This is a genomic window from Sphaerisporangium sp. NPDC049457 (assembly GCF_055586705.1).
Genome location: NZ_JBVJHR010000001.1, coordinates 703,933 through 720,164, shown reverse-complemented (window position 1 = coordinate 720,164; position 16,232 = coordinate 703,933). Strand labels below are relative to the sequence as shown.

10 protein-coding genes are annotated in these 16,232 nt (G+C 65.5%); 3 read left to right on the top strand and 7 right to left on the bottom strand.

Going from position 1 to position 16,232, the window contains the following annotated elements; all coding sequences use genetic code 11:
* Positions 1-222 precede the first annotated feature (222 nt).
* On the top strand, positions 223-3,642 hold the full coding sequence (locus tag ACZ6QO_RS02955; RefSeq protein WP_465847050.1) for a type ISP restriction/modification enzyme: 3,420 nt from the start codon (positions 223-225) through the stop codon (positions 3,640-3,642).
* A gap of 79 nt (positions 3,643-3,721) precedes the next feature.
* On the opposite strand, the gene ACZ6QO_RS02950 is transcribed toward ACZ6QO_RS02955, so the two are convergent.
* Positions 3,722-4,654, bottom strand: a complete 933-nt coding sequence (locus tag ACZ6QO_RS02950) for an ATP-binding protein (protein WP_465847048.1) — start codon at positions 4,652-4,654, stop codon at positions 3,722-3,724.
* A gap of 366 nt (positions 4,655-5,020) precedes the next feature.
* On the opposite strand from ACZ6QO_RS02950, the gene ACZ6QO_RS02945 reads away from it, so the two are divergent.
* Both ACZ6QO_RS02945 and ACZ6QO_RS02940 read left to right on the top strand, forming a co-directional pair.
* Entirely contained in the window at positions 5,021-5,839 is an 819-nt protein-coding gene (locus ACZ6QO_RS02945) for a helix-turn-helix domain-containing protein (protein ID WP_465847047.1), read from the top strand.
* Complete coding sequence (locus ACZ6QO_RS02940; protein ID WP_465847045.1) at positions 5,830-6,042, top strand: DUF397 domain-containing protein; 213 nt, start codon at positions 5,830-5,832, stop codon at positions 6,040-6,042. Before ACZ6QO_RS02945 ends, ACZ6QO_RS02940 begins: the two co-directional genes overlap by 10 nt.
* 76 nt (positions 6,043-6,118) lie before the next feature.
* Here the strand turns inward: ACZ6QO_RS02940 and ACZ6QO_RS02935 are convergent, their stop codons facing one another.
* The 6 genes from ACZ6QO_RS02935 to ACZ6QO_RS02910 form a co-directional block, all read right to left on the bottom strand.
* Positions 6,119-7,672: a serine/threonine-protein kinase gene (locus tag ACZ6QO_RS02935; RefSeq protein ID WP_465847043.1), complete on the bottom strand. Its 1,554-nt coding sequence runs from the start codon at positions 7,670-7,672 to the stop codon at positions 6,119-6,121.
* A gap of 109 nt (positions 7,673-7,781) precedes the next feature.
* Positions 7,782-10,973 carry a type I restriction endonuclease subunit R gene (locus tag ACZ6QO_RS02930; protein ID WP_465847041.1) on the bottom strand — a complete coding sequence of 1,064 codons (3,192 nt, stop codon included), beginning with the start codon at positions 10,971-10,973 and terminating at the stop codon, positions 7,782-7,784.
* 6 nt (positions 10,974-10,979) lie between these two features.
* Positions 10,980-11,591, bottom strand: a complete 612-nt coding sequence (locus ACZ6QO_RS02925) for a DUF4276 family protein (protein ID WP_465847040.1) — start codon at positions 11,589-11,591, stop codon at positions 10,980-10,982.
* Positions 11,588-12,865, bottom strand: a complete 1,278-nt coding sequence (locus tag ACZ6QO_RS02920) for an AAA family ATPase (RefSeq protein WP_465847038.1) — start codon at positions 12,863-12,865, stop codon at positions 11,588-11,590. The genes ACZ6QO_RS02925 and ACZ6QO_RS02920 overlap by 4 nt, the downstream gene beginning before the upstream one ends.
* Entirely contained in the window at positions 12,862-14,172 is a 1,311-nt protein-coding gene (locus ACZ6QO_RS02915) for a restriction endonuclease subunit S (protein ID WP_465847036.1), read from the bottom strand. The genes ACZ6QO_RS02920 and ACZ6QO_RS02915 overlap by 4 nt, the downstream gene beginning before the upstream one ends.
* Positions 14,169-16,205: a type I restriction-modification system subunit M gene (locus ACZ6QO_RS02910; RefSeq protein WP_465847034.1), complete on the bottom strand. Its 2,037-nt coding sequence runs from the start codon at positions 16,203-16,205 to the stop codon at positions 14,169-14,171. The genes ACZ6QO_RS02915 and ACZ6QO_RS02910 overlap by 4 nt, the downstream gene beginning before the upstream one ends.
* Positions 16,206-16,232: the final 27 nt, after the last annotated feature.

The window sequence follows — 16,232 nt, the reverse complement described above, 5'->3', positions numbered from 1 at the left end:
CGCCGGCGTGTCACGGGTAGGTCGGCCAGCCGTATCGCGTCTTCGGCCGGCCCGGCGTCGAGCACCTTCCGGCACCCATGACAGGCCCGGTACGGCCAGGCACGCACCGACGGCGTTGCACGTGCGGAGTGGGTGCCGAGAGCGCCTCCGTGCAGGGCCAGAGCGGCGCGGCGAGCCGGACCATCTCATATCCGATCGAGATGGCTCGGCCGGATGTGGCCAATGAGCAGGACCTACCTATCCGGCGTATTGATGCGGCCCGGTTCAGCGGTCACGGTGAAGTGCTGGGTGACTCATCTGCTGGAGGTGGGTGTGACGAAAGCCCTCAAGCCCTACACCGAGACCGCCGCACAAGCGATCGTGACGCGTTTTGGCCGGACGATCTCCGAGAAAAGGGGGCTGGGCGGAGCAGAGGAGGACCAGCTTCGTGGCCCCCTGGAGATACTGCTGCGGGACCTCGGAAAGCTCATCGGTGTCGAGGCCGTCCCCTACGGCGAGGTGCGCCTAGAGCATCTCCGCGCTCGACCGGACTACGCGGTGAACATCGGACAGGTGCGAGTCGGTTATATCGAGCTGAAGAAACCCGGCAAAGGTGTCCCCGGAACGCCGGAGTGGCGCCCAGGGAAAGGTGACCGGGATCAATGGAACAAACTCCGCTCGCTCCCGAACGTGATCTACACCGACGGAGTCACCTGGGGCCAGTACTCGTTCGGAGAGCGTATCTCGCCGATCATCAGGCTCTCGAACACGGTTTCCGAACTGCGCCGTCCGTCGGCGCCGTCCGTCGGTGAACTCGTCGGCGTCATCCGGCGTTTTCTGCTCTGGGAGCCCGAATCCCCCCGAACGCTCGGCTCGCTGGTGAGGATCGTTGGCGGGCTGTGCGGCCTGCTGAAGGACGAGGTTCACACTGCGATCACTCAACCGCTGAAGAAGCGGTCCCAGATGCGGCTCGCGCTGTTGGCGGACGACTGGCGGCACCTGCTGTTCCCTGGCCTCGACAATGAACATTTCGCCGACGCGTTCGCGCAGACCGTCACGTTCGCGTTGCTACTGGCCCGTTCAGAGGGCATCGACCTCGTCGGCGAGTCCTACCACGAGATCGCCCAGAAGCTGGGAAAGCGGCACCTACTGATGGGACAAGCGTTCGCTGCGCTCATCAACGGAGCGGATGAGGAACTGGACACGATCGAGACCCTACGCCGCGTGATCAACGTCTCCAACCTCCAGGACCTTGATGTCAGCCCGGCGGACGCCTACGTCTACCTGTACGAGCGCTTTCTGGCGACCTACGACCCCGCGCTCCGTAAGGACACCGGCTCGTATTACACCCCGATCGAAGTCGCTCGACACATGGTCGGCCTCGTCGACGAGGTGCTGCGTGAGCATCTCGACAAGGAATGGGGATTCGCCGACGACGTGGTGATCGTGGACCCGGCGATGGGGACCGGCACGTTCCTGGTCGAGATCATCAATTGCGTGGCCGACCGGGTCGATGACAAGCTCGGACCCGGCACACGGGAGGAGTACGTCAACGAGCTTGTCACTGACAGGCTCATCGGATTCGAGATCCAGGTTGCACCATACGCAGTGGCCGAACTCCGCATCCATGGTTCCTTCAAGACCCGATTCGAGGTCGAGACCCCGACCGAGGCCCTGAGGTTCCTCACCGACGCGTTAGCCGACCCCACCCAGGTACAGCGAAAGCTCGGCGCAGCCTATCGGGTGATCGAGGAGTCTCGGGACAGGGCGAACGAGATCAAACGCGAGGTTCCGGTGATGGTCGTCATCGGCAACCCACCACACGTGGAGAACGCGAAGGGCCGCGCTCCGTGGATCGAGCGCCCGCGGACGGTACTGCCGGGGCCCGGGGCCGTCATCGAACGCCCCTCCCTCGACGAGTTCAGAGCCAACGGCCTCGGCCGCTACGAGTCAGACCTGCATGGGATGCCCTGGTACTTTCTGCGCTGGGCGACCTGGAAAGTGTTCGAGGCCAAATGGCACATGCCGGCGGGCGTGGTGGCTTTCATCGTCCCGTCGAGTGTGATCAGAGGCCACGCCTTTCGTGGTCTGCGTGAGTATCTGCGGCGCAAGTGCGACCTGGGCTGGGTCATCGAGCTCACTCCCGAGGGAAACCGCCCGCCGGCTCGAACCCGAATCTTCGGACCCGATGTGGGCCGTGAGCTCAGCATCTTGATCTTCGCCCGGACGGCACGTTGTGATGAGTCGGAACCGGCCGACGTCCGCTACTGCGCGCTGCATGGGACCCGCGAGGAAAAAGAGTCGGCGCTGGCGGAGCTGACCACGACGAGTCGAGATTGGCAGCCATGCGGCATCGGTTGGCAGGACACTTTCCTCCGGGCCGCTGACCCCGAATGGACGGCGTACCCTTCGCTCGGCGAACTGATGCCATGGCGCTCGCGGGGCGTCACCCCGGGGCGAACCTGGGTCTACGCGCCCACCGCCGACGTCCTTCGACACCGTTGGCGCGCGTTCCTCGCGGTCCCGGTAGAGGAGCGTCGAGAGCTGTTTCGGGAAGGGCGGGACCGAACCCTGCATAGCCAGGTCAACCCCCTGCCCGGCTTCCCACATCTCCGGCACCCGCTGACGGAGGAGTCCGGCCCCTGTCCTGAGCCGATCCGAGTCGCCTACCGCTCGTTCGATCGCCAGTGGCTGATTCCCGACAATCGGCTTCTGGTCATGGCCCGTCCCCCGCTCTGGCAGGTCCGTTCGGAGCACCAGGTCTATGTCTCCGAGCAGGACGCCCACGGCATCGAGGATGGTCCGGCTCTGGTCTTCACTGGACTGGTCCCCGACCTCCACCACTTCTGCGGGTGGGGCGGAGGCGGGGTCCGTCCACTCTGGCGCGATTCGACGGGCAGTACTCCGAACATGACCAGGAAGCTGTTCAGCCACCTCGGCGACGCATTGGGGATCTCCACCTCCCCGGAAGACGTGCTGGCCTACATCGCCGCTGTGACCGCACATCCCGGGTACACCTCCCGATTTCAGAAGCAGCTACGGCAGCCGGGTGTGCGAGTCCCGCTCACCGCGGATCCGATGTTGTGGAACCGCGCAGTGCTCATCGGACGTGAGTTGCTCTGGCTCCACACATACGGCGGCCGCTTCGACGATCCCGCTGCGGGGCGCATGCGCTCCGAACGCGCCCTGGTCGAACGCTTCGGGATCAAGTGTCTGACGCCGGTGAGATCCCTTCCGGAGCAGCTCCCTGAACGCCTCGCCTACGATTCCGACACACAATCGCTGTCTGTCGGCAACGGGGTCTTCGCCCCAGTGCGCAAGGAGGTCATCGACTTTACGGTCTCCGGTCGCCGTGTGGTGTGGCGCTGGTTGAACGACCGGACGGTGCGCCCCAGGCGTAAGCGCCGCTCATCGGATCTGGATGACATCACCCCTGTCTCCTGGAGCCGAGATCTCACGTTCGAGTTCCTGGCCCTGCTGTCCGTCCTGACAGGATGCGTGCTGCTGGCCCCGGAGCAGGAACGGCTGCTGGAGGAGGTGTGCGCAGGGCCGTTGATCAGCAGAGACACTCTGAGCGGTGCTGGAGTACTGCCCATCCCAGCAGCCGCGACAAAACCGCCGAAGCCTGCGCCACCCGGTTCCAGTCCCATTTCCGAGAGCTGAGTGCGATGACCTCGCCACCGCACGGAGCAGATCCGCACGCCGGCGAATGTTCACGTTAACGCCGCCTCAGGTGTATCGGTCAGCTCGCCGGCGAGCTGACCGGCTCGTTCCCTCCCGGAGCCTCGGCCGTCGGCGACAGGCGCCAACAAGCCCAGACGGTTTTACCGGAGATGCCAGAGAGGCCGGAGAGCGGGGTGACGCCGCACTCGTGGGCCAGCGCCTCGACGATGGTCAGGCCACGGCCGTGGACGGCCTCGATGCCCAGGTGCAGGTGGCGAGGCTGTTCGGCGGCGTGGTCGGTGACCTGGACGCGCAGTTCGCCACCCTCGGCGGACAGGGCGAGCATGACCGGTGGCTCCCCGTAGGTGAGCGCGTTGGCCAGCAGTTCACCGACCACCAGGATCAGGTCCTCGGCGAAGGGCTGGAGCGCCCAGGAGGCGAGAACCTCCCTCACCATGCTCCGCGTCTTGCCGATCATCGACAGGTCGTCGGGCAACTGCCAGCAGACTGTACGCGCGCCGTCCGGCGTGCTGTCGGGCATCTTCGCTCCTCGGGGTGGGTGCGGCGTTGGCAGGGGCGAACGCGGCATGGGCCGCGCGGGCAGGGGCGGGCGGCGCACGATTCCCGGCCGTTCGGGCAAGGCTTGGCGGGGCACGAGCGCCGTCGGCGGCCGTGGGCGACGCGCCCATGCGGCCCGCTCGGCCTTGAGTACGACCTCGCGCCGCTCGGCCTCACGCGCCAAATCACCCAACTCGGCCTCCCGCATGCGGTCGCGCAGTTCGTCGGCGGTGCGGGCCTGAACGATCAGGGGTTCGGACGCGGCCCAGACGGCGGCGGCGTAGAAGCGGCGCGCACCGAGCCCGTACCAGACGGCCCAGGCAGGTTCCATCTGGTCCAACTGCCGCGCGGCGGCCCGCTCGGCCAGATCCCACCGTCCCGGGCGAACCTGCCCCACGACCACTCCCCGCCGATGCCTGCCCCGCTGCCGCATCCCGTCCTCGTGATCGGTCACGCCGCTCCCCCGCTCAGATCCGGCATGTAGATCGCCCGCGGAGAGTGGCGGAGTAGTGACAGATCCCTATCCGATGGCCGGAGGAACGGACCACCGAGACCACGCTTTCCCGCTCTCCCGACAGCCATCCTTATCCCCTCTTGTCTGGATATAGCGAATGCTTGATATTGCGGGCGAAATAGAACTCACTTCAACAGGGACGAGCCGAGCCTTTCCCAACCTCGCGCTTGCCCCGAAATCACTTCACAGGGTGCCTTCGACCAGCTACTTTGTGCACCAAAAGGCCCCGCACACAGCAGGACTTCCTGTAGCGATTAAGTGCTGCTTGTGTTGGGAAGTAGCGTTTCCTCATCGGACGGAGCCGAAATGTCCGTACCCCCCGAGCCCGACCCCACCGTTAAGCCGCTCTTGTTCGGCGCCGAACTGCGCAAACATCGAAAAAGAACCGGGTTGTCCCAGGAGCGCTTGGCACAGGCCGTTCGATTCAGCCCGAGCCTGATCGGCTTCATCGAGAGGGGGCAGCGCACGCCAAGCCATGACTTCGTGCAACGCTGTGACCGCGCCCTTGAGATGGGCGGGGAACTGGTCCGTCTGTGGACACGCGTCACCGGCCAGGCCACCCCTGGCTGGTTCCGTGGCTGGCTGGACATCGAAAAGGAGGCCCACACCCTGCACACGTGGCAACCGCTCTACGTACCGGGCCTACTTCAGACAGAGGAATATGCACGCGTCGTCATACGCGGAGAACCAGGCATCACCGATGAGCAGGTGGAGAAGCTTGTAGCGGGGAGACTCGAACGACAAGCGATCCTCACCGGCACCACCGCGCCGCTGTTTCGAGCGGTGCTCGACGAAGGCATCCTCCACCGTCCAATCGGTGGCAAGGATGTTATGCGCGCACAACTTTCGCGACTCGCGGAAGCGGTCAAATCGCCCCGAGTCGGCATCCAGATCGTCCCCCTGGCTCTCGGAGGGACTACAGGACTCCTCGGGGGATTTGTCATCGCGCAGCTTCCAGGAGGTGCGGATACGGTATATATCGACTCCGCGACTCACGGACACGTGACAAATCGGCTAGAAGATGTCAAGGCCGTCCACAGCCGATATGACACCATCCGAGCTGAGGCGCTGCCCCAACATGTTTCGATCGAGTTGATCAGAGAGGCGGAGAAGCTATGGACTTGAGTGACGAACTGCAAAGCGCCCCCTGGCGCAAGGCCACCAAGAGCGGCTCCAACGGCGGCGACTGCCTGGAAGTGGCTCCGCTGTCCGGCGGGCGGGTCGGGCTGCGGGACACCGAAGCCCCTGAGAAGGCGCCGTTCGTGCTGAGCAGGAGCGTCTGGGACGCCTTCGTCGACGGAGCGAAGAAGGGCGAATTCGACTTCTGATCTCTACGCCCGACCAGGAGAAGCCCGTCGGCCACCGCCACGGGCTTCTCCTTGTATCGGCACGAACCTGGTCAGTTCAGCCTGCTGATGGCCGGAGGCGCGCCAGCAGGTCTGTGATCTCCCTTCTTCGGTCGTCGTCGGGGCCGTAGAGGACGGCGAGGTCGTCGTGCAGAGGCTGGAGGACGGCGATGGCGTCTTTCACCTGTCCTTCGGCGGCGAGCAGGTAGCCGATGTCTCGTCGCAGATCCAGCACTGTCTCGTCCCCGTCGCCCCTCTCGGCTTGGAACCGTGCCAGCACCTGCCGCAGCTCTTCGAGAGCCGCGGTCCCCTGCCCCAGTTCTGCACGGCAGTAGGCCGCCTGCCGCCGGCATTCCAGGGTGTCGACATTCCCAGGGCCCGCTATCCGCGCGTACGCGGCAGCGAGCCTGTCGAACTCGGGCAGGGCGCGCCGGAAGTCGCCGCCGATCACCAGAATCGCTGCCCGCCGCTGCCGGAGGCGCAGCAACCGCGGATTGTCCGCACCCAGGGCATCGGAGGCCGCTTTCAGCACGGCGTTGAGCACGTCGGCGGCCTGCGTGTACCGATCCTCGTCGAGCAGTTCGTCGGACTCGGCCTCCGCGTCCGCGAGGGCCGTAAGCGCCTCAGCCGCGGAGACGGGCGCCGCCTCGCTCCCCTCGACGAGGCTTTGATCAGGCCGGGGACGCGGCGCGCAGGGGTTGCGGTACGGGCGAGTGGGGTCGGGGAGTCGTGCCCCGCCTCGCTCGGCGACCTCTGGGCGGGCGCCCGGGGCCGGCAGGAACGGGATCAGCCGCTCGAAGACCGCCTGGGCATCGGCGGGTCGTTCTTCTGGTCTCTTGGCCAGCAGTTCCAGGGTCAGCCGTTCGATCTCCTCTGGCACGTCGTTCCGGAGCCGCCGCAGCGGCCGTGGCTGCTCGAAGACGTGCTGCCGCATGAGACGAGCGCCGTTCTCACCCCCATCGAACACGGGTTCCCCGGCGCAGAGCTCGTGCAGGATGCATCCGACCGCGTACAGGTCGGTGCGCGGAGTGACCTGCACCGCCTGGACCTGTTCTGGGGACATGTAGCGGGCCGTCCCCATGGGCACTCCGGCCTCGGTCAGTCTGGTGGTGTCCGGACGTAAGATCGCGGCGATGCCGAAGTCGAGGACCTTCACCGTCCCGTCGGCGGCGACCATCAGGTTGTCCGGCTTCAGGTCACGATGGACGACAGGGATCGCGTGCGCGTAGGACAGGACGGTGCAGATCTGGGCCACCACGGACGCCACCCATGAGATGGGCAGCGGCTCGTCCGGGGAGATGAACCTGGTGAGCGGCGTGCCGTGCACCAGCTCCATCACCAGGTACAGGTGCGCGACCGAACGCTCCAGAACCGCGTCGTACACCTCCGGGACACCGTGATGGCCGATGCGGGCCGTAACCCTGGCCTCCCGCCGGAACCTCCTGGTCAGCACGTCGGCGTGTTCAGGGTAGGAGACGAGTTCCGGGAGGATCAGCTTGATCGCGACCTCGCGGTCAAGTACCGCGTCGTACCCCCGCCAGATCTGGCCCATCGCCCCGGCGTCGAGCTCCTCGACGAGCTCGTATCGGCCTGCGATCTTCCGTGATCTCACCGTTCTCCCGGTCGTCTCACATCGTGGTGCAGCATGTGCGGATCGCTGCTGATCGTCGTCGATCCGGTGTCCGTCGCCCTCAGAGACATCCCACAGCTCACCGCTGGTGTTACGCCACGTCGTCGACGATGCCCTGCTGCCGGCGGATGAGGTTCCACGCGGCGCTGCGTGCGCTGCGGTTGAGGGAACTGCGGAAGTCGGGGTCCGGGGCGAAGTACTTGCGGCCGAGGTCCGCCATCGTGTCGAGGTGATCCATCATCTTGTCCTCGAAGACCTCATCGAAGACCTGGCCGAAGTTCTCCTCATCGACGTTCGCCACGGCGGCGAGTTGGACCTTCGGCTCCTTCATCGCCTCCTCAAGGGGCTTGATGATGTCCTGCTCGGTGAGCGAGGTACCGAACCGCTGGTTGAACTTCTCCACCAGCTCCGACAGCAGCGACTTCTCCGGCTCCCTGCCACCACCGGTTCCGCCGCCGAAGCCACCGAGGACGGCCTCGCCTTCCGAGGTCAAGCTGACGTCGAACTCCCCGATCTTCTCGACCCGCAAATGGGAGAGGTCGACATCGCCGATGTCCACGCTGCCGTCCTCTCGCCGGTCCAGGCGGGTCAGCAGGTGCCGGCCGTAGAGGTAGAGACGCTCCAGGTCCGCGTCGCTGTAGGGAACGATCTGCGCAAGGAAGGCGTACTTGCGGACGTAGTCGTCCAGGTCCGCGCGGAACTTGTCCGCCGTCTCCCGCTCCTCCTCGTCATCGCTGTGCAGCAACGCGGAGAACCGCTCGCAGGCGGGCGCCAGGTGCCGGTAGAGCTCGGCGTGGAGCTTCACCCACTTCGCCTGGTCACCGGCCGCCCGCTCCTCGGCCACCAGGTAGGCGGCGGCGAAGGCGTCCATCTCCGCCTCGACCAGGATCGCCGCCGACATCACCCTCGTCTGCGCGGTGTAGAGGAGGTTCGGATCGGTGGGGAAGGTCGTCGCCTGCTCGAAGTACGGCCGGAAGGCGTTTCGGATGTCCTCCGCCTCGTTGGCGAAGTCCAACACGGCCAGATCGCTCTGCGACTTGCGGTCGGCGGTGCGGTTGAGCCGTGAGAGCGTCTGCACGGCGTTGATGCCGGTCAGCTTCTTCTCGACGTACATCGTCGTGAGCAACGGCTGGTCGAACCCGGTCTGATACTTCTCGGCGACGACGAGGATCCGGTACTCGGGCTGTCCGGACGCGCCCGATGCCACGGCCTTGTCGTCGGCCCGGGTGTAGCCGAACGCCTTCGGCAGGGCGGCCTCCGGCAACCCGCCGTTCTCCTTCGTCTCGGTGGTCTCCTCCCCCTCGTAGCCGAGGGTCCCGGAGAACGCGACCAGCACGCCGATCCCCGGATAGCCGCGGTCGCCGATGTACTGCTTGATCTTCCTGGCCATCTGCACGGCGCTGAGGCGGGAAGAGGTCACCACCATCGCCTTGGCACGGCCACCGAGCCGGCCGGCGGTGTGCGCGCGGAAGTGCTCGACGATCACCTGCGCGTGCCGCGCCACCGTGGATTCGTGGGTGTACGCGGCTCTGGCGAGCAACGGATTCGCCTTGGCGGGATCGACTTCCCGCTCGTCGGGGTTGTTGTTGACCAGCTTGTAGTAGGTGTCGTAGGTGATGTAGTTGCGCAACGGGTCGAGGATGAAGCCCTCCTCGATGGCCTGCCGCATCGCGTAGGTGTGGAACGGACGGTAGACGCCGTCGCCGCCGAGCGTCCCGAACAGCTCCAGTGTCTTGGCCTTGGGGGTGGCGGTGAAGGCGAAGTACGACAGGTTCGGGCTCATGCCGCGCCTGGCGGCCCTGGTCTTGAGCTTGGCAGCGGTGCTCTGTGCGCCATCCGGCGCGGCGCTCGCGGTGGTCGCGCCCTCATCGTCGGAGTCCGCGTCCAGGCCGAGATCCCGCAGGGCGTCGCGGACGGCCGTGGCCGCGTCGCCGGACTGAGAGGAGTGCGCCTCATCGACGATGATCGCGAAGCGGCGCCCCTTGATCTCGGTCGGCGTGCGCCTCAGGTAGTCCATGAGCGCGGGGAAGGTCTGCAACGTCACTGTGATGATCTTGCCGCTCTCCTTGGAGAGCGCCTGGGCGAGCTGTTCGGACTTCGACCCGCGGTTCTCGTCGATCGACACCACCAGGCCGGCCGTCTGCTCGAAGCTGCCGACCGTTTCGCGGAGTTGCGCGTCGAGGTTCCGCCGGTCGGTGATGATGACGACCTTGTCGAACACCGGGGTTCCCGGCTTCAGACCGGCCGCGACCGCGTCCGGGTCCAGCATCGAGACGTCGGTCGAGGCGTGTAACGACGACAGACGATGCCCCAGCCAGGCGATCGTGTTCGACTTGCCCGACCCGGCCGACGCCATGATCAGGTAGTTGTGTCCCGCGCCGTGCCGGGCGGCGTGCTCGGTCAGCTTCCTGACGGCGTGCCACTGGTGGTAACGGGGGAAGATCAGCTTCTTGGTCGTCCGCCCGTCCGCGCCCTTCTCCTTGTGCAGGTGGACGAAACGCTCCAGCAGGTCGAGCCAGTTGTCCGGCTGCCAGATCTGCTCCCACAGGTAGGACGTGGCGTACTTTCCGGGACCGGCCGCGGCCGGGTTTCCCTTGCCACCCTTGTTGCCTGGCCCCTCCGACCCCTGGTTGAACGGCAGGAAGACCGTCTTGGCGCCTCGGAGCCGGGTGGCCACGAAGACGAGGTCGGGGTCGACCGCGAAGTTCGCCACCACCCGCCGGAGGAAGATCGGCTCGGTGGGGTCACGCTCGGTGCGGTACTGCTCCTTGGCCTGCTCCACGCTCTGACCGGTGAGCGGGTTCTTCAACTCGGCCGTCGCGACCGGGATGCCGTTGAGGAAGAGGGTCAGATCGAGCCGGTTGCCGTGGTCCGCCTGCTTGGTCGCGTACGCCAGCTCCCGGACCACGGTCAGCCGGTTCTGCCGATATTCGGCCAGGATGGCGTCGGAGGTGACCAGGGACGGCTTGAAGTAGCCCACCCGGATCCGGACCCCGCGGTCCTTGACCCCCTTGCGCAGCACGTCAAGGAGACCGTCGTTGGAGATGGCCTGGTCGAGCCGCTTCGCGAACCCCTGCTGCGCGGCGTCGGGGTCCCCGCCGTAGGCGATGAGCAGTTCGTTCCATTCATCGATCTGCGTGGCGCCGATGAAGGCGAACAGTTCGCCCGTGTCCAGCCCCAACTCGGGCCGGTAGCCGGCGGGGTCACCTAACTCCCACCCGTTGGCGGCCATCGCCGAGACGATCGCATCGCCGAACACCGACTCGTGGTGAATGGGACTCATCGGGGGCTACCTCTTTCCAGTGATCAGGTACTCGACGTCCCGCCAGAACTTGTCGAAGGACGGAGAATTGGCACGTGCCAAGCTGAGGTCGAATCGCATCGCCAGACCGGCCTGGTGCACGTTCGGCTTGTACGGCGCACCTTTGGGACGATGCCTGGTCAGCCACTCCTTGCAGCCCCGGATCTTCTCCGGTTCCGGGGGCGTCTGAACGTCCACGTGCAGCTCTTGGGCTCCACCGAGCGACGAAGCCGCCGCCAGGAACCATGCTTCGAACTCCCGGTTCGCCAGCACGACCGCGACCGGAAGCGTCTCGCGGACGGTTCGGGCACGCCTGAGGAGTTCCGGTCCCATCGTGGCAGGGCAGTCGTCGTCCGCGTCGAACACCACGAGGAGCCCGTCCACCCCGCCGGCCTTCGCGAGGATGTCGTTCACGGCGACTTCAAGACCGTGGCTGTGCACTAAGGAATCGCGCCCGACACGATAGGGGCGAAGGAACTCCGGCCACGGATCCGGCATGATCTCGGCGGCGAGCCGATAGAGCAGGATCGGCAATGCCTTCACCTCGCCGTGTCCTTCGACGATGACCGCGATCCGCCGGGAACGCCCATGAGCGCTCATTTTCCCTCCTCGGCAGGGTCCGCGGGTCGCAGATGTCCTTGCCGGTGCATCTCGGCCAACCGAGACGGTTCCTCGGTGAGATAGCGGCGGGTGTGCCCGCCCAACTCGCCGATCCGCGTCACGCCGTTCACCATCTCCACCATGCGCAGGTGCTCCGGCCGCACGTCTTCGGTGTCCAGCAGGTCCGAACTCTGCGTGGTGGCGATGACCTGCGTATGGGCGGAGGCATCGTGCATCGCGTCGAACAGGGCCGCCACGTGCGCCGGATGGACGGCCGTCTCCGGCTCCTCGATGACGATCAACGGGATGGCCCCGTTCCGGGCACCGGGCTGGAACATGACGGCCAGCACGCCGACGGCTCGGAGCGTGCCTTCGGACAACTCCTGCCGCTGGAAGACGTTTACATGCGGATCGCCCTCCTGAACGGCCCCCGCGTTGACGGCATTCCAGAACTCCAGCAGTGGCTCACCGGACCAGAACCTCGCCCGTACCGTGGAGAACTCACCTTCTCTGCGCTCATCGATGCCGAGAGCCTGCGGGACGATGGCCCGCAGATACGCGTCGACATCTTCTTTGATGTGCGGAGCCGTCTCTGCCAGCACGCCCAGCACATGGCCGAGATGCTCACCGCGAGGGCCCAGCGAGGCATGCCGCTGGGTGTCATCGTCGATGCCGCGCAGTACGGCGGAGTCCAACTCGTAGAACCGCATGTCGAGCAGCGCCGACTCGACCTCACGGAACGGCGCGGCGAACCCTGAGGCGGGAAGGAACAACCGGTCCCGCCCTCCGGGAATAGCCTCCTCGCCGTCCGAAGCGAGGGAAGTGCCTTCGAAGCCCTCCGGGGTCAGCCTGAAGAATTCCGTTCTGCCGTCGGCCAGCTCGACCCGGCACTCCTCGCGGAGCACGACCGGATTCTTGACGCGGGCCGCGCTTCCCATCTCCAGGGCATACGAACCCGCCCGCACGCGACCGCTCCGGGACCCGAATCGCAGGTCCAGTTCGATCGAGAACGTCTCGGCACGCACTCCCGCGTCCGGGGCATGACACAACACCCGATCGAGGCCACCCCTCGCGGACAGCGCCCGCCCGGGAGACGTCGCCAGCGCATCGGACACGAACCGCAGCGCGTCCAGGAAATTCGACTTCCCCGACGCGTTGAACCCGGCCAGGATGGTGAGCGGCCCAAGCCGGACATCACATTCCGCAAGCGAACGAAACCCCAGCACCCGAACCCGGGTCACAAAAGTCGACGTCTTCTCATCGGCACCGGTCATGCGACATCTATCCCTCGCCCACTCGCCGTGGACACATCGAACTCCCCCGTCACAGCCGCCGTGATCAGCGCCTGCCGCCGCTCTCCCAGCAACCTCACCTGTCGATCAAGCAGTCTGTCCATCGATTCCAGGGCCTCGGTCGCAGCGTTGATTTGTCGTACCAGATCACGCTGCTTCGCCACACTCGGAAGCGGGATCGGGAAGCTGAGGATTTTGCTGCTGTTAGTGGATGCCAGGTTAGTGGTCTTCGTACCGGTGCTTTCAAAATAGCAGCGCCCGTGCAGTGTTCGTGTCATTGCAGCCAGATAATCACCATCCAATCGGTCAACTTCAGGACGCAGCGCGAAAATATGATTCTGGTGGAGGCATCCTGGCAACTCGTCTCGCCAGATGGCCGCCCGGCCGAGCTTGTCAAGGTCTCCACCCTCCGTCATAAGCACATCTCCAGACTGAAGAGTGCTGCGCGCCGCCACATCTTTTGATACCGCTATTTCGGTTACCGTTTCTAGATCGACATGCCCTGCTTGCACGTTCGCCACTCGCAGATACGGTCGAATTACGAAATCACCATCAATGCTGCGTTTGCTATCCACCGTCAGGCCATTTTGCAGGCGGCACACATAGCCGAGGCGCACTAAGGGCCGATCGACGGGAAGCTCCGGTAGCCACATCCAGGGCCAGACTCCAAGCGGCTTACCTAGGATGCCGGGGATCAGAATCTCCGAAGTATCAACATAGCCCCGTTCGTGAAGTATCGCACGCCGCGCAGCACGATAAGAGATGAAACGATCGATGCGCGCAGTCTCGGCAGAGAGAAATTCTGCGATGCGGCCTTGCTCATGTGGCGGAGGTTGCCGGAACGATAGAGACCGCACACGTTCGGCACTGAGATGATAGATATTCGCACCAGACGCAATAGATGCGAAAACACCGGAAGCAAAAGCTGCACGCGCCCACCATCCCAAGTATTCTGCTTCGACTCCATCACGTGGACGCAGGCGGATGAGAGTGTTCTGAAAGCAGACCATCCCGCTCAATTCGCCACGCCAGACGGCAGCTGCGCCAACTGTGCCGAGGCTGCCACTCCCCTCCGTCACGAGGACATCGCCTGGCCGGAGGCCGAAGGTTTTCTGCTCGCTAGGCGTGAAGTTCATCGACTGAATATCACTGAGGTCGAGCACGCCGTCTTTCACGTTGGCCGCGCGGAGGTACGGCACCATGTGTGGCCCTTCGGCATGTTGCGGGGAACGCTGACGACCGAGTGTCACCTCGGCAGCGGCACGCAGTGTTGTAACACGAACGCTCAACTCGTCACCTCGCCGAGGAGAGCCTGGATCTCGGCCTCAAGCGACTTGAGTTCCGCGTCGATTTCCGCGAGTGGCCTAGGCGGCTTGTAGACGTAGAAGTGGCGGGTGAAGGGGATCTCGTAGCCGGTCTTGGTCTTGGTGTGGTCGATCCAGGCGTCGGGGACGTGTGGGAGGACCTCGCGTCGCAGGTACTCCTCCACGTCCTGGTCCAGCGGGACGTTCTCGTAGTCGCGCAGTTCCGCGTCCGGCTCGGGCGCGCCCTTCTTCATCTGCACCTCGCCCTCCGGATCCCGGACGCCGATGGCGTCGCGGAAGGCGACGAGGAAAGGCTGCGAGCCGGGCCAGAGCACGCCGCCCGTGGCCATCGCCTCGCGGGCCGCCTTGAAGGCGACCAGCTTCTCTTTCCAGGTCTGCCCGAGGAGGGGCTTGAGCGCGTCCACCACATGCTCGACCTTCACGTGCTTCGCCAGTGCCTTGGATTCGCGGGCGGCGGCGAGGGTCGCGTCGGTGATTTCGAAGCGGAGCTTCAGCGGGCGTTCCACGGTGATGCGGTGGTAGCCGAAGTCCTGGTTCTGGAAGACCTTCACCTTGCCGTGCAGCGGGTGCTCCGGGTCGGCCGCCACCTGGAGCGCTTCGGCGTACAGGCGGGTCAGCTCGGCGATGTGGTCCTTGGTGAGGTACTTCCGTTTGTCCCCGAGGGACTTGCGCATCTTGGCCCAGTGGTCGCGGGCGTCCAGCAGGACGACCTTGCCCTTGTGGTCCGCGTCCTTGCGGTTGGTGAGGATCCAGAAGTACGTCGAGATGCCGGTGTTGTAGAAGAGCTGGTCGGGCAGCGCGACGACCGCTTCGAGCCAGTCGTTCTCGAGGATCCACTGGCGGATCTTCGACTCGCCGGACTCGGCGGCGCCGGTGAAGAGAGGGGAGCCGTTGAAGACGATGGCGATGCGGCTGCCGCCCTTCTCGACCTCCTTCATCTTGGAGATCATGTGCTGGAGGAACAGCAGCGACCCGTCGTTGATCCTCGGCAGGCCGGCGCCGAAGCGCCCGCTCTCCCCGAGCTCGTCATGCTCCTTCTCCACATCGTCCTTGACCTTCTTCCACTCCACCCCGAACGGCGGGTTGGCGAGCATGTAGTCGAAGGTCGCGTTCCGGTGCCCGTCGTCGCTGAAGGAGTTGCCGAACTTGATGTTCTCCGGGTTCTGCCCCTTGATCATCAGGTCGGAACGGCAGATGGCCCAGGACTCCGGGTTGAGCTCCTGTCCGAAGACGTGGACCGTCGCGTCAGGGTTGCGGTCGCGGATGTGCTCCTCGGCGGCGGTGAGCATGCCCCCCGTGCCGCAGGCAGGGTCGAGCACTGTGCGCGAGACCCCGGGGATGGTCAGCGCGTCGTCGTCCGGGGCGAGCAACAGGTTCACCATCAGCTCGATGACCTCGCGCGGGGTGAAGTGCTCACCGGCCGTCTCGTTGGACTGCTCCGCGAAGCGACGGATCAGGTCCTCGAAGGCATAACCCATGTCGTGGTTGGAGACCACCACCACGGGCGTGCCCCGCTCGTCGGTGACCACGTCGCCCTCATCGTCCCGCTCCACGGGCCGAAGATCCAGGTCGGCGAACCGTGCCACCACCTTGTACAGCAGGTCCGCGGCGTCCAGCCTCTTGATCTGCTGGGCGAACTCGTACTTCTCCATCACCTCCTGCGCGTTGGGGGAGAACGCGCCGATGTAGGCGAGCAGATGCTTGGCCGTCTGGCCCGAGTCACCCGCGATCGCCTTGAGCGTGTAGGAGCTGATGTTGTAGAAGCTGTGGCCGGAGGCCTTGCGGAGGAAACGGTCCATGTCGATGTCCCGGCCGGAGAGCCGCTCGACCTCGGCCAGGACCTTGTCCCGCGTTGGCGCGAGCACGCATTCGAGGCGGCGCAGCACGGTGAACGGCAGGATGACCTTGCCATAGTCGGCCTGCTTGTAGTCGCCGCGCAGCAGATCGGCGACCGACCATGCGTGGTTCACGAGTTCGGCGACCTTGTCGTGGTTCAACGGTTTCCTTCCAAGGCTCTGGGGGTT

What these genes read in the sequence shown, in the direction of transcription:
- ACZ6QO_RS02955 (WP_465847050.1), top strand. Translation starts at nt 223, where the DNA reads ATGAGCAGGACCTACCTATCCGGCGTATTGATGCGGCCCGGTTCAGCG.
- ACZ6QO_RS02945 (WP_465847047.1), top strand. Translation starts at nt 5,021, where the DNA reads ATGTCCGTACCCCCCGAGCCCGACCCCACCGTTAAGCCGCTCTTGTTC.
- ACZ6QO_RS02940 (WP_465847045.1), top strand. Translation starts at nt 5,830, where the DNA reads ATGGACTTGAGTGACGAACTGCAAAGCGCCCCCTGGCGCAAGGCCACC.
- ACZ6QO_RS02930 (WP_465847041.1), bottom strand. Translation starts at nt 10,973, where the DNA reads ATGAGTCCCATTCACCACGAGTCGGTGTTCGGCGATGCGATCGTCTCG.
- ACZ6QO_RS02925 (WP_465847040.1), bottom strand. Translation starts at nt 11,591, where the DNA reads ATGAGCGCTCATGGGCGTTCCCGGCGGATCGCGGTCATCGTCGAAGGA.
- ACZ6QO_RS02920 (WP_465847038.1), bottom strand. Translation starts at nt 12,865, where the DNA reads ATGACCGGTGCCGATGAGAAGACGTCGACTTTTGTGACCCGGGTTCGG.